Origin of the sequence: Azonexus caeni (assembly GCF_048146105.1) — a bacterium.
Taxonomy (GTDB): Bacteria; Pseudomonadota; Gammaproteobacteria; order Burkholderiales; family Rhodocyclaceae; genus Azonexus; species Azonexus aromaticus_B.
Genome location: NZ_JBKJAD010000001.1, coordinates 289,896 through 302,908 on the forward strand (window position 1 = coordinate 289,896; position 13,013 = coordinate 302,908).

Genomic DNA, 13,013 nt, shown 5'->3' on the forward strand with positions numbered 1-13,013 from the left:
ATGCCGCAAACCGGGTGGAACGCCGCCGCGGCGGAACGCGGACTGGTCACCTTCGTCCACGCCGACGCCCGCGGTGTCGACGGCCTGGCCGAGGCGGCCGCGCATGCCCTGATCGACGCCAGCGTCGTGCTGGCCGGCGACGAGATCGACGACTCCCTGCTCCGCCTGGTGCCGGCGCACGCCCGCATCGTCCAGCTCGGGCGTCCGGGCGGTCGCCCAGCGGCGCCGCGCAGTTTCATCAATCGCTTGATGCTGATCGCGGCGACGGAGGGCGAGCGGGTGGTTCATTTGTTGACCGGAAGCGACGGGCAGCAACAGCTACGCGAAGCCATGCCCGCCTTGCGCGCGGCGGGCGTTGCCATCCGCATCATCGAGTTGCCGACGCTGGCCGATGAAGTGTCCGGCGTGGCGCGCGCCGATGCGCTTCGCGCCGGACGGGATGCGGCCGCGCAGCAGGTGCTTGGGTAAGCCAGACAAGGCGCACCGATCAGGGGCAAATGGCAGGGCAAAAGTCATTTAATGGTGCGCTGCAATAAGCGATTTGACCGGTGTGTTTGTTTTAAGTTGTTGATTTAATGATGTTGATTTAATGATGTTGATTTTTGTGGCACGGTGGTTGCTAAGTTAAAAGTAACTGCGCATTGCCGGCAATTCCGAAGTCGCAGCGCTCCAACGGTGGAGTCGCAGCAAGCAGGAACGGCAATCGTGAGCATGCTTGGCCCAAGGTAGGGTCGTCATGCTGGGACAACGGCGTCCTCGAGAGCGAAACCAGGTTTCGCTACGAGGGCGCCATTTTTTTTGGGATTTTTTTTCAGGAGTCTACAAAATGAGCAAGGAAAACCGCAGCAAGCCGCAATTCTCCGTCGGCCGGAAAATGGTCCGTGCCGCCCTGATGACCGCAGCCATCGCGGCGCAATTCGCCGTCGTCCAGGCTCACGCCGCCGGCAAGATCGAAAAGGCGGACCTGAAATTCGGCTTCATCAAGCTGACCGACATGGTGCCGCTGGCCGTCGCTTACGAAAAAGGCTATTTCGAGGACGAAGGCCTCTACGTCACGCTGGAAGCCCAGGCCAACTGGAAGGTCCTGCTCGACCGCGTGATTTCCGGCGAACTCGACGGCGCCCACATGCTGGCCGGCCAGCCGATCGGCGCCACCATCGGCTACGGCACCAAGGCCGACGTCATCACCGCTTTCAGCATGGACCTCAACGGCAACGCGATCACCGTGTCGAACGCCGTCATGGAGAAGCTGAAGGCCAAGCTGCCGAAGGGCGCCGACGGCAAGCCGGAACATCCGGTCAAGGCGCAATACCTGAAGTCCGTGGTCGACGATTACCGCAAGGAAGGCAAGTCCTTCAAGATGGGCATGGTCTTCCCGGTGTCCACCCATAACTACGAACTGCGCTACTGGCTGGCTTCGGGCGGCATGAACCCGGGCTACTACGCACCGCTCAAGGGCGATACCGCCGGCACCGTCGGCGCCGACGTCCAGCTCTCGGTGACGCCGCCGCCGCAGATGCCGGCCACCATGGAAGCCGGCACCATCGACGGTTACTGCGTCGGCGAACCGTGGAACCAGCAGGCCGTATTCAAGGGCATCGGCGCACCGGTGATCACCGACTACGAAATCCAGAAGAACAACCCGGAGAAGGTCTTCGGCGTTACCCAGTCCTGGAACGACAAGTATCCGAACACCCACAAGGCCGTGGTCAAGGCGCTGATCCGTGCCGCCTACTGGCTGGATGCGGAGAACAACAAGAACCGCCAGGAAGCGGCCAAGATGATCTCCAAGTCCAACTACGTCGGTGCCGACTACAAGGTCATCGCCAACAGCATGACCGGTACCTTCGAATACGAGAAGGGCGATGTGCGCAAGGTGCCGGACTTCAACGTCTTCTTCCGCTACAACGCGACCTATCCCTACTACTCCGACGCCATCTGGTACATGACCCAGATGCGCCGCTGGGGCCAGATTCCGGAATTCAAGCCGGACAGCTGGTACAAGGACATGGCGAAGAAGGTCTACCGGCCGGACATCTACGCCACCGCTGCCAAGGAGCTGATCGCCGAAGGCAAGATGAAGGCTGCCGACTTCCCCGATTTCGCCAAGGAAACGGGCTTCAAGCCGACGCAGAAGGATTTCATCGACGGCGTGCCGTATGACGGTTCCAAGCCGAACGCCTACATCGACAGCTTCAAGATCGGCCTCAAGGGCAAAGACAAGGTCAAGTAAGCGGCTTTGCCCGGTCGCCGGCCTGTCTCCAGCCGGCGACCGCCAAGCCCCCGCAACCGTGCGCGCCTGGCGCGCCGATTCCGAACAAAGGTGAACGACATGCTCATCAAACTCGCCAACTTCTTCCAGCAAATCGGGCTGACCTGGTTTGTCCCCTTCCTGCGCATGGCGGCCGGCGACGATCCGCGCGGCCAGGTGCGGGAAATCCTCCTCCAGATCGGCGTCCCCCTGCTCGCCCTGGGCATCTTTCTGGCCGCCTGGAACGGGCTGGCTTCCGGCGTGCAGACCAGCCTCGGCGAGATTCCGGGACCGGCCGCGGTCTATGAGGAAGCGCTCGGCCTGATCGAGGACCACAAGGCCGAACGGGCCAAGGAAGTCGCTTTCTACGAACGGCAGGAAAAGCGCAACGCGGAAACCCTGGCCGCCGATCCGACCGCCGAAGTCAGCATCCGCCCCTGGACCGGCAAGCGGACCTACCTCGACCAGATCGTGACCAGCCTGTACACGGTGTTCACCGGTTTCGCCATCGGCACCCTGGTCGCCATTCCGCTCGGCATCCTGTGCGGCCTGTCGCGCACCTTCCAGACGGCGCTCAACCCGCTGATCCAGATTTTCCGGCCGGTGTCGCCGCTGGCCTGGCTGCCGATCGTCACCATCGTCGTCAGCGCGGTCTATGTCAGCGACAACCCGACCTTCGAGAAGTCCTTCATCGTCTCCGCCATCACCGTCACCCTGTGCTCGCTGTGGCCGACGCTGATCAACACCGCGCTCGGCGTGGCGTCGATCGACAAGGACCTGATCAACGTTTCCAAGGTGCTGCGCCTGTCGGCCTGGACCAAGGTCACCAAGATCGTCCTGCCGTCCTCGCTCAAGCTGATCTTCACCGGTCTGCGCCTCTCCCTCGGTGTGGGCTGGATGGTGCTGATCGCCGCCGAAATGCTGGCCCAGAACCCGGGCCTCGGCAAGTTCGTGTGGGATGAATTCCAGAACGGCAGCTCGCATTCCCTCGGCCGCATCATGGTCGCCGTGTTCACCATCGGTCTGGTCGGCTTCATGCTCGATCGCGTCATGAACACCCTGCAACAACTGGTCAGCTTCGGCGAAGCCGGTCACTAAGAGGAGCACGCATCATGGCATTGGCAGCGATCAAGCAGGATCCGGCGCCGCAGGCATCGGCGGCAGCCTTCCTCGAAATTTCCGGGGTGGCCAAATCCTACGGCGAGGGCAAGCAGCGGCACGACGTCCTCAAGGACATCAACCTGACCATCCGCGAAGGCGAATTCGTCGCCATCGTCGGTTTCTCCGGCAGCGGCAAGACGACGCTGATTTCGATGATCGCCGGCCTGATCGCCCCGGATACCGGGTCGATCCAGCTCAAGGGCAAGGCGGTGACCGAGCCGGGGCCGGATCGCGGCGTGGTTTTCCAGAACTACTCGCTGATGCCCTGGATGACCGTCCGCCAGAACGTGGCGCTCGCCGTCGATCAGGTCTTCCCCGACATGCCGGCGGCGGAGCGGCAGGCCCGGGTCGAGAAGTACATCGACATGGTCAGCCTGACGCACGCCATCGAACGGCGTCCGTCCGAGCTGTCCGGCGGCATGCGCCAGCGCGTCAATGTGGCGCGGGCGCTGGCGGCCAGCCCGGAAATCCTCCTCCTCGACGAACCGCTGTCGGCGCTCGACGCGCTGACCCGCGCCAACCTGCAGGACGAAATCCTGCGCATCTGGGAACAGGAGCGGAAGACGGTCATCCTGATCACCAACGATGTGGACGAAGGCCTGATCATGGCTGACCGCATCATCCCGCTCAATCCCGGTCCCGGTGCCACCTTCGGGCCGGAATTCGAGATCGACCTGGCGCGTCCGCGCGACCGCTCGGCGATGAACCACGATCCCGAGTTCAAGCGCCTGCGCAAGGAAGTGACGCAATACCTGATGCAGATGGGGGCGGCCCAGGCAACGGCGTCCGACAACGTGATTCCGCTGCCCGGCATCCTGCCCAACACCAGCGCCGAATACGTGCCGGGCGAGCGGCCGGCGGCTGGTGGAGCCAAGGCGAAAACGGCCGAAACCCTGCCGCATTACCATCGTTACGTCGAGTTCTCGCAGGTTTCCAAGATCTACTCGACCAAGAAGGGACCGCTCACCGTCGTCGAGAAGTTCGACCTGCGCATCCGCAAGGGCGAGTTCGTCTCGGTGATCGGCCACTCGGGTTGCGGCAAATCCACCGTCCTGTCGATGATCGCCGGCCTCAACGACATCAGCGAAGGGGTCGCCCTGCTCGACAACCGCGAAATCAGTTCGGCCGGTCCGGACCGCGGCATCGTCTTCCAGGCACCCAGCCTGATTCCCTGGCTGACCGCCTACGACAACGTGGCGCTCGGCGTCGAGCAGGTCTATCCGCATGCGACGGCCGCCGAGCGCGACGCCATCATCCGCCACTTCCTGGTTCGCGTCGGTCTGGCCGACAGCATGGACAAGCTGGCCGGCGATCTGTCGAACGGCATGAAGCAGCGGGTTGGCATCGCCCGCGCCTTTGCCCTGTCACCCAAGCTGCTGCTGCTCGACGAGCCGTTCGGCATGCTCGATTCGCTGACCCGCTGGGACCTGCAGGAAGTCCTGATGGAGGTCTGGAGCCGCGAGCAACTGACCGCCATGGTCATCACGCACGATGTCGACGAAGCGATCCTGCTCGCCGACCGCGTCGTGATGATGACCAACGGACCGCGTGCCAAGGTCGGCAAGATCCTCGAGGTCGACCTGCCGCGGCCGCGTTCGCGCAAGGCGCTGCTCGAGCACCCGGACTACTATCGTCTGCGCGAGGAACTGCTCAGCTTCCTCAACGACTGCAACCACTGAGCGCGGCCGGAGTCAGTGGCGGGGCAGCGTGAGGGTGAATTCGGCCCCACCGTCCGGGATGTTGTGGACTTCGAGGCGGCCGCCGTGCCGCTCGACGATGCCGTAGCTGATCGACAGGCCGAGGCCGGTGCCCTGGCCGACCGGCTTGGTGGTGAAGAAGGGCTCGAAGATGTGGGCGAGGTTGGCTTCCGGGATGCCGGGGCCATTGTCGGCGAAACGCAGGACGATCTGCTGCTCGGCGATTGTGCCGCTGATCCGCAGGCGGGCGTTGCTGCGGTCGGCTGTGGCGTCGCAGGCGTTCTGCACCAGGTTCATCACCACTTGCTGCAACTGCCCTGACGAACCCCGGCAATGCATGGCCGGCGGCAGCTCGAGATCGACCGCGAACTGGCCCGGACCGCTGCGCGTCACCCAGCGCACCGAGCGTTCGATCACCTCGTTCAGGTCGACTTCTTCCGGCGCCGCCTTGTCCACCGCCGAGAAACGCTTCAGCGCATCGACGATGTCGCGGGTGCGTTCGGCGCCCTCGATCATGCCGTCGATCAGGTTGGGCATGTCGGCCAGGATGCGGTCGATGCGCAGTTCGTCGCGCAGTGCCGGCAGGCCGTCGTGTTCGCCGGCACCGCTGCCATGCACGGCGTCGAGATAGCGGCCGAGGCGGGTGGCGTAGCGCTGCAGCGACAGCACGTTGCCCAGGACGAAGCTGATCGGGTTGTTCAGTTCGTGGGCGACGCCGGCGACCAGGCGGCCGAGCGACACCATCTTCTCGGCGTGCAGCAGTTGCCCTTGCGTCCGCTTCAGGTCTTCGTGCGCCTGGCGTAGCGCCTGGTAGGCCTTGCGCAGGTCGCCGACCGGCCGGCCGGTGACGACGACGCCCATCAGCTTGCCGGTCTGCGAGACGCGCGGCGTGCAGTTCATCGACACCGGCACCGTCGAACCGTCGCTGGCGCGCAGGAAGAACTCGCAGTCGTGCAGGCCGTCGCGCGCGTAGCGGGCGAAGGCGTCGCGCGCCTTGGCCTGTTCGGTCTCGTCGGCGAAGAGGTTGAACACCGGCGTGCTGACCAGCTCCTCGGAACTGCGGCCGGAAAGGTGGCAGAGCGCCGGGTTGACTTCGACGATGCCGCCGTTGCGGTCGCAGACGATGAGGATGTCGGACATCGCCGCCAGCACGCTCTCGATGAACTGGTGCGACTCTTCGAGGGCGGAGTTCTTTTCTTCGAGCGCCACTTCGTACTGCAGGAGGTCGTTGTACACCTCGTCCATCTTCTGGATCACCTCGATCCAGGCCTGCTCGCCGGTCGCGGCGAGCAGCGGGTCAGCGGGTGGGATGGTAGTGGACATGGTCGCTGCCCTGCGCGTCGTGGGCGTGGTGGTATTCGGCCTCGAGGGCGACGATGTTGAGCTTGCCGTGGCGCACGCCGCGCTCGGCGATCATGGCGTCGGCGAATTGTCGGACAGCCGCGGTCGAGCCCTTGAGGATGACGGATTCCAGACAATGATCGTGGTCGAGGTGAGCGTGCATCGCCGCCACGGTCAGGTCGTGGTGGTCGTGCTGCAGGCCGGTCAGGCGCTCGCTCAGTTCGCGTTCGTGATGGTTATAGACGTAGGACAGGTTGGCGACGCACTGGCCGGTCGGCTCGCCCTGCTGGCGGTCGTGCTCGATGGCGCCGCGGATCAGGTCACGGACGGCTTCCGAGCGGTTGACGTAGCCGCGGGCGGCGATCAGTTCGTCGAACTGGCGGGCCAGCGATTCATCGAGCGAAATGGTGAAGCGTTCCATGGCGTTCCTGCGGTCGGGGGAGATGCAACGCATTATTTCCCAAACCGGCTGGAACGGGAAATGCTTGTTGAAACCGGGGTGGCCGGATTCAACCCCGGCCATCGTCCACCCGTTAAGGCAGTCAACTGCAGTCGCGTCAGGAGGAAGTCATCATGGCAAGCACCGACATCCGTCTCACCGTCGCCGAAGAGCGCACCATCTACGACGTCGCGGCGATCGACCGCGCCCTCGAGGACGCCGCCGGCAACCGCAACGAAGCGCTGGCCGCCCTCTACGAGAAGATGAAGCAGCGCGGCGGCGGCCGCTTCCTGATCCGGCCGAGCGGCACCGACATGCTCGACGACCTCTACGACAGTTGCCCGAACTTCGGCGAAGTCGTCGACGACCTGCGCAAGTACCTGGCGCTGTCGGTCGCCGGCAACGAACCGATGCAGTTCACGCCGATCCTGCTGCTCGGCGAGCCGGGCATCGGCAAGACCCATTTCGCGCGCGAACTGGCGGCCCGCCTGGGGACCGGCCACGAATTCGTGTCGATGAGTTCGCTTACCGCCGGCTGGGTGCTGTCCGGTGCTTCGGCGCAGTGGAACAACGCCCGCCCGGGCAAGGTGGCGCACACCTTGGTGCATGGCGACTACGCCAACCCCATCGTGGTGCTCGACGAAATCGACAAGGCCGGCGGCGATTCCCGCTACGACCCGATGGGCGCGCTCTACAGCCTGCTCGAACACGACACGGCGAAGGCCTTCAAGGACGAGTTCGTCGATATCGACATCGACGCCTCGCACATCCTCTGGGTGACGACGGCCAACGACGAACGCGGCATTCCCGAACCGATCCTCAACCGGATGAACGTCTACGAAGTGCCGCGCCCCGACGCCGACGCCTCGCTGGCCATCGCCCGCAGCCTGTACCGCGACTGCATCGCCGAACACGACTGGGGGTTCCCGGCGCAGGCCGACGACGCAGTGCTCGAACGCCTGGCGGCTTTGCCGCCGCGCGACATGAAGAAGCGCCTGCTGGCTGCCTTCGGCACCGCCAAACTGGCCGGTCGTAGTTGGCTGGAAGCGGGCGATTTCGAACAGGCACGCAGCGGGCGCACGCGCAAGATCGGCTTCTGAATCGGCTCGCCCGGCTGGCGCGTAGCGTCGCGACGGGTGTAATCTGCGCGGATAACGACAAGCGCAGAGGAGGCGACGAGCATGCCAGCCCAGACACCGGTGATGCCGGCAGGGAAGACGGGCTTCGCGCGTCTGGCCTTCGGGCGCGGGCTGCTTGTCGTGATTGTTCTGCTCAATGTGCTGGTCACCGCGCTGGCCATCCAGAACCTGCGCGATGGCCGCGCCCACATCGAGGAATCGATGCGGGCCAACACCGGCAATCTGGCCCGCCTGCTCGAGAACAACCTGGCCGAATCGGTGCGCCAGATCGATTTCGCCTTGCTCAACATCGCCGACTACATGGAACGCGAGAGCCGCCATCGCCGGCTCGACGATGCCGACCTGAACGCCCTGCTGCAGACGCAGTCGGAGCGCCTGCCCCAGGTTGATGCCTTCCGGGTGACCGACGCGGCCGGTGCGGTGCGCTGGGGCAAGGGAATCAATCCGACGCGTCCGCCGAGCTACGCCGACCGCGAGTATTTCGTCCGGCAACGCGCGGCAGCCGCGAGCGAACTCTACATCGCCGCGCCGATTGCCGTCGGGCGCATCTCGAAGCGTGGCATGCTTCCCTTCACGCGTAGCTGGCGGCAGGCCGACGGCAGTTTTGGCGGCGTCATCGTTGCCGCGGTGCCGATCGACTGGTTTTATGACTTGATTGCCAATCTAGATCTGGGCAAACGCGGCACCGCCGTCATCCGCGACCTCGAACTGCGCCTGATCACCCGTTATCCGGCGGTTGAAGGAAGGGCTGGCGAGGCCGGCGATCGCGGTGTCTCTCCGGAATTCCGTCAGGCCTGGAGCAACGATGCGCAGCGCGGTGAGTTCTATACCCCGGTCGCGCCCGACGGCGAGAATCGGCGCTATGTTTACCAGCGCGTCCGCAACATGCCGGCGATCATCATGCTCGGTGTTTCGCCGGACGATTACCTCAACGCCTGGTGGATGGAAGTGCGCAAGACGGCCCTGTTGCTGACGGCTTTCCTGTTCTTCACCCTGTTCGCCGGCTGGCTGATCCATCGTTTCTGGCTGCGCCATCTGGTCGACAGCCGCAATCTGAAAGCCAACGAGGCGCTGCTTGAACAAATCTACCAGGCCTCCAGCGTTGCCATCTTCCTGGTCGACCCGGCCGGCCGGATCACCCGGGCCAACGAGCGCATGGCCGAAATGTTCCAGACCCCGAGTGCCGAGTTGACCGGTGCCGAATACGTTTCCCTGATCGACCCCAGCGAGCGCGAAATCGGGCGTGGACGCATGCTTGCCCTGCTGGCCAGCAGCATCGATTCGGTCGATCTCGAACGCCTGTACTGGCGCAGCGATCACACGCAGTTCTGGGGGCATCTCACCGGCCGCCGCTTGCTCACGCCGGACGGCGAGCTGATCGGTCTGGTCGGCGTGATTGCCGACATCAACGAGCGCAAGCTGGCGGAAGCCGCCCTGCGCGAGAGCGAACAGTATTTCCGTACCCTGGCCGACGGCGGCAGTGCGCTGATCTGGACTTCCGGCCTCGACAAGGGCTGCGACTATTTCAACCAGCCCTGGCTGGAATTCACCGGGCGCGCGTTGCGTCAGGAACTCGGTAACGGCTGGGCGGAAGGCGTGCATCCCGACGATTTTGAACGCTGCCTTGCCATCTACGATGCGCATTTCGAGCAGCGCCTGCCCTTCTCCATGGAATATCGCCTGCGTCATCGCAGCGGCGAATACCGCTGGATCCGCGACGACGGCAACCCACGCTACGACAGCAAGGGCAATTTTCTAGGCTATATCGGTTTCTGCTACGACATCACCCGGGAAAAGGAAGCCGCCGAGGTGCTCGCGCAGCACCACCAGCAGCTCGAACGCCTGGTCGAGCAACGAACGGCCGACCTGCGCCTGGCCAAGGAAGCCGCCGAGGCGGCCAACGTCGCGAAAAGCGCCTTCCTGGCCAATATGTCGCACGAGATCCGCACGCCGCTCAATGCCATCACCGGCATGGCCTACATGCTGCGCAAGAGCGGCCTCGACGAGCGGCAGCGCGATCGTCTCGACAAGCTGGAAACGGCGAGCCAGCACCTGCTCGACATCATCAACGCGGTGCTCGACCTGTCGAAGATCGAGGCCGGCAAGTTCGCGCTCGAGGCGGCGCCGATCAATGTGGCGCAATTGCTCGCCAACATCGCCTCGATGCTGCAGGGCAAACTGGCCGAAAAGGGCCTGCATCTGACGACGCGGCTTCCCGATCAACTGCCGACGGTGCTCGGCGATCAGGTCCGCCTGCAACAGGCTCTGCTCAATTACGTCGCCAATGCGATCAAGTTCACCGAACATGGCGACATCGGCATTGATGTTGAGTTGATCGAGTTGTCCGAAGCATCGGCCAGATTGCGTTTCACGGTCAGCGACACCGGCATCGGCATCGCCGAACAGGACCAGCCGCGTCTGTTCCAGGCCTTTGAACAGGCCGACAACTCGCCGACCCGGCGCTATGGCGGGACCGGGCTGGGACTGGCGATCACCCGCAAGCTGGCTGAGATGATGGGCGGTACGACCGGCGTCGAGAGTCAGCCCGGCGCGGGCAGCCGCTTCTGGATGACCGTCTGCCTGCCTCGTGCCGCGAACGCTTCGCCGGCATGGCCAACGGATGACGAGACGCTGATGCCGCGCTTTGCCGCCCAGCGCATCCTGCTGGTCGAGGATGAGCCGGTCAATCGGGAGATTGCCCTGCAGATGCTCGAGGATAGCGGCCTGCGCATCGATCTGGCCGAGGACGGCGAGGCCGCGCTCGCCGCTGTCGTGGCGAACGACTATGCACTGCTGCTGATGGACGTGCAGATGCCGAAGATGAACGGCCTCGATGCCACCCGTGCCATCCGCGCGCTGGGTGCGAAAGGCACGATGCCGATCGTGGCGATGACCGCCAACGCTTTTGTCGAAGACCGCGAACAATGCCTGGCCGCCGGCATGGACGATTTCATCGCCAAGCCGGTGGTGCCGAAAACCCTGTTCGCCAAGCTCCACCAATGGCTTGGCCAGGGGGACGCAAGCGCCTAACGGCTTTTGCGGGCACTCAGGTAATCGGGCTGGAAAACAGCCATGCGCAACACGTCGCGGTATTCACCGCCGACGAAGAATTCGTGGCGCAGCCGCCCTTCCTCGCAGAAACCGAGTTTCCGGTAGACGTTGGTGGCCCGTTCGTTGTCGCAATCGACGATCAGGTAGAGCTTGTACAGGTTGAGGACGGTGAAGGCGTAGTCCATCGCCAGTTGCGTCGCCTGCGTGGCGTGGCCCTTGCCCTGGTGGGTCGGCGCGATGATGATCTGGAACTCGGCGCGGCGGTGGATGTGGTTGATCTCGACCAGTTCGACCAGGCCGACGCGTTCGCCGCCGACCTCGGCGATGAAGCGGCGTTCGCTCTGGTCGTGGATGTGGCGGTCGTAGAGATCGGCGAGTTCGACGAAAGCCTCGTAAGGCTCCTCGAACCAGTAGTGCATGACCGTTTCGTTGTTGTCCAGATCATGGACGAAGCGCAGGTCTTCGCGCTCCAGCGGGCGCAGGATCAGGGTTTCCGGCATGGGGACTCCAGTGAATGGGAGACCCTCCGGATTCTACGCCGCTGGTCTAGTGGACAGTACACACCATGCGTAGCCGAAAGGATTCATGTTTCCGCATTCCAGACAACGAGTTGTGGCACCTCGGAAATCGTTTGGAAGCGCTGAATACACACCATCACGAACACAAAGAATCAGGGGCTTAGCGAACGATTTTGTAAACGCGAAATTGGCGCCATCAAACCCATAGGCATAGTTAAAGCCCTGCTCGCTCTGTTAAAAAATACGAGATCACCCTTGCGCTTATTGCATTTATTGCGTTTAATTCATTTACGGTCACGTTTGCCCACTTAAGGCCACTTTACCCCGCAATAGACGGGTGCCACGCACGGAGCAATAACGAAATGAAAACATTAAAGAGGGAACGTGAGGCGGCCGCGCCTCCGCCGTCAAAAACGGATATGGAACTTGCGCGTATTGCGCAGCGCTGCATCATGGAAGCATTGGATCGCTCGAAGGCAGTCAAGATCAAGCTGGAAAGTGAAAATGGGGATATGCCGCCGATAGAGTTGCCCCCGGCTTCACTTCGTCTGATTGGCCAACTGCTAGGCCTGATGAGCGAGGGGCGGCCATTCACGCTCATGCCGGAGAAGCAGGAATTAACGACCGTTGAAGCGGCCAACTTTCTGAATGTCTCTCGCCCATTCGTCGTCAAGGAAATTGACGCGGGTCGCATTCCCCATCGCATGGTTGGGTCTCATCGGAGAATCCTGCTAACCGATCTGCTTGAGTACGCAAAGCAGATACAAGCCTCTCGCGAGGCTGCGCTTGATGAGCTATCGCAGCTTTCGCAGGAATTAGGCGACTACTGATGGCCGGACACGTTCGCTACACCGCTGTAATTGACGCATGCGTCTTCTACGGGATGCTCAAAACCGACGTACTGATGTCGTTGTGCACTCGCGGTCTATTTGCAGCCAAGTGGAGCGAACGTATCGAAAACGAGTGGGTCGGCCACCTAAAAGAGAATATGCCTGAGAAGGTGGCTGAAATTATTCGACGCAAAGATCAGATGCGTCGCTCAGTACCTGACTGGGAAGTCTGTGAGCAAGGGATTAGCGACCTTATAGGGTGCTTGACGCTGCCAGACATGGACGACAGGCATGTCCTTGCGGCGGCCATTGTTGGTCACGCTGACTGCATAGTAACCGACGACATTTGGGGGTTCGACAGATCAGTCATGAGCAACTATGGGATCGAAGTAATCGATACCGATAGTTTCATCATCAATCAACTCGACCTTGACGAATATCAGTCATTGGCTGCGTTGAAGGCAATGCGCCAGCGCTGGCGACGACCTGAAGCAACAGCAGAAGATTTCTGCGCGGCCTTCGAGAAAAACAAGCTTTTGCTGACTGCCCAACGGCTCCGAGACCGAATCGAGTTGATCTGAATTTC

Annotated in this window: 11 protein-coding genes; 8 read left to right on the forward strand and 3 right to left on the reverse strand. The window is 62.9% G+C overall.

All coding sequences use genetic code 11. The features are described from left to right. The 4 genes from ACLIIZ_RS01255 to ACLIIZ_RS01270 all read left to right on the forward strand — a co-directional run bounded on the left by ACLIIZ_RS01255 (window position 1) and on the right by ACLIIZ_RS01270 (window position 5,091). On the forward strand, window positions 1-468 hold the full coding sequence (locus ACLIIZ_RS01255) for an SAM-dependent methyltransferase (protein WP_416690385.1): 468 nt from the start codon (window positions 1-3) through the stop codon (window positions 466-468). A gap of 358 nt (window positions 469-826) precedes the next feature. Next, window positions 827-2,233: a CmpA/NrtA family ABC transporter substrate-binding protein gene (locus tag ACLIIZ_RS01260; RefSeq protein WP_416690386.1), complete on the forward strand. Its 1,407-nt coding sequence runs from the start codon at window positions 827-829 to the stop codon at window positions 2,231-2,233. A 99-nt stretch (window positions 2,234-2,332) separates the two neighbouring features. Further along, window positions 2,333-3,349 carry an ABC transporter permease gene (locus ACLIIZ_RS01265; protein WP_416690387.1) on the forward strand — a complete coding sequence of 339 codons (1,017 nt, stop codon included), beginning with the start codon at window positions 2,333-2,335 and terminating at the stop codon, window positions 3,347-3,349. Between the two features lie 14 nt (window positions 3,350-3,363). Further along, window positions 3,364-5,091: an ABC transporter ATP-binding protein gene (locus ACLIIZ_RS01270; RefSeq protein WP_416690388.1), complete on the forward strand. Its 1,728-nt coding sequence runs from the start codon at window positions 3,364-3,366 to the stop codon at window positions 5,089-5,091. A gap of 12 nt (window positions 5,092-5,103) precedes the next feature. Here the strand turns inward: ACLIIZ_RS01270 and ACLIIZ_RS01275 are convergent, their stop codons facing one another. Both ACLIIZ_RS01275 and nikR read right to left on the reverse strand, forming a co-directional pair. After that, a complete protein-coding gene (locus ACLIIZ_RS01275) occupies window positions 5,104-6,432 on the reverse strand; it encodes a PAS domain-containing sensor histidine kinase (RefSeq protein WP_416690389.1) in 1,329 nt (442 codons plus the stop codon). Beyond that, entirely contained in the window at window positions 6,407-6,871 is a 465-nt protein-coding gene (gene nikR, locus ACLIIZ_RS01280; protein WP_416690390.1) for a nickel-responsive transcriptional regulator NikR, read from the reverse strand. The genes ACLIIZ_RS01275 and nikR overlap by 26 nt, the downstream gene beginning before the upstream one ends. 152 nt (window positions 6,872-7,023) lie before the next feature. Here nikR and ACLIIZ_RS01285 point away from each other — a divergent pair, with 152 nt between their 5' ends. Together ACLIIZ_RS01285 and ACLIIZ_RS01290 are read left to right on the forward strand one after the other, a co-directional pair. Beyond that, window positions 7,024-7,989, forward strand: coding sequence for an AAA family ATPase (locus ACLIIZ_RS01285; RefSeq protein WP_416690391.1), 966 nt, complete (start codon window positions 7,024-7,026; stop codon window positions 7,987-7,989). Between the two features lie 81 nt (window positions 7,990-8,070). Next, a complete protein-coding gene (locus tag ACLIIZ_RS01290) occupies window positions 8,071-11,058 on the forward strand; it encodes a PAS domain S-box protein (protein ID WP_416690392.1) in 2,988 nt (995 codons plus the stop codon). Here ACLIIZ_RS01290 and speG read toward each other — a convergent pair. Continuing rightward, on the reverse strand, window positions 11,055-11,579 hold the full coding sequence (gene speG / locus ACLIIZ_RS01295) for a spermidine N1-acetyltransferase (protein ID WP_416690393.1): 525 nt from the start codon (window positions 11,577-11,579) through the stop codon (window positions 11,055-11,057). The genes ACLIIZ_RS01290 and speG overlap by 4 nt on opposite strands. Window positions 11,580-11,959: 380 nt before the next feature. On the opposite strand from speG, the gene ACLIIZ_RS01300 reads away from it, so the two are divergent. Continuing rightward, window positions 11,960-12,427 (forward strand): helix-turn-helix domain-containing protein, encoded by a 468-nt coding sequence (locus ACLIIZ_RS01300; protein WP_416690394.1) that lies wholly within the window; start codon window positions 11,960-11,962, stop codon window positions 12,425-12,427. Further along, complete coding sequence (locus ACLIIZ_RS01305; RefSeq protein WP_416690395.1) at window positions 12,427-13,008, forward strand: PIN domain-containing protein; 582 nt, start codon at window positions 12,427-12,429, stop codon at window positions 13,006-13,008. The genes ACLIIZ_RS01300 and ACLIIZ_RS01305 overlap by 1 nt, the downstream gene beginning before the upstream one ends. Window positions 13,009-13,013: the final 5 nt, after the last annotated feature.

Coding starts and splice junctions, on each gene's coding strand:
- ACLIIZ_RS01255 (WP_416690385.1), top strand. CDS start 1: ATGCCGCAAACCGGGTGGAACGCCGCCGCGGCGGAACGCGGACTGGTC.
- ACLIIZ_RS01260 (WP_416690386.1), top strand. CDS start 827: ATGAGCAAGGAAAACCGCAGCAAGCCGCAATTCTCCGTCGGCCGGAAA.
- ACLIIZ_RS01265 (WP_416690387.1), top strand. CDS start 2,333: ATGCTCATCAAACTCGCCAACTTCTTCCAGCAAATCGGGCTGACCTGG.
- ACLIIZ_RS01270 (WP_416690388.1), top strand. CDS start 3,364: ATGGCATTGGCAGCGATCAAGCAGGATCCGGCGCCGCAGGCATCGGCG.
- ACLIIZ_RS01275 (WP_416690389.1), bottom strand. CDS start 6,432: ATGTCCACTACCATCCCACCCGCTGACCCGCTGCTCGCCGCGACCGGC.
- nikR (WP_416690390.1), bottom strand. CDS start 6,871: ATGGAACGCTTCACCATTTCGCTCGATGAATCGCTGGCCCGCCAGTTC.
- ACLIIZ_RS01285 (WP_416690391.1), top strand. CDS start 7,024: ATGGCAAGCACCGACATCCGTCTCACCGTCGCCGAAGAGCGCACCATC.
- ACLIIZ_RS01290 (WP_416690392.1), top strand. CDS start 8,071: ATGCCAGCCCAGACACCGGTGATGCCGGCAGGGAAGACGGGCTTCGCG.
- speG (WP_416690393.1), bottom strand. CDS start 11,579: ATGCCGGAAACCCTGATCCTGCGCCCGCTGGAGCGCGAAGACCTGCGC.
- ACLIIZ_RS01300 (WP_416690394.1), top strand. CDS start 11,960: ATGAAAACATTAAAGAGGGAACGTGAGGCGGCCGCGCCTCCGCCGTCA.
- ACLIIZ_RS01305 (WP_416690395.1), top strand. CDS start 12,427: ATGGCCGGACACGTTCGCTACACCGCTGTAATTGACGCATGCGTCTTC.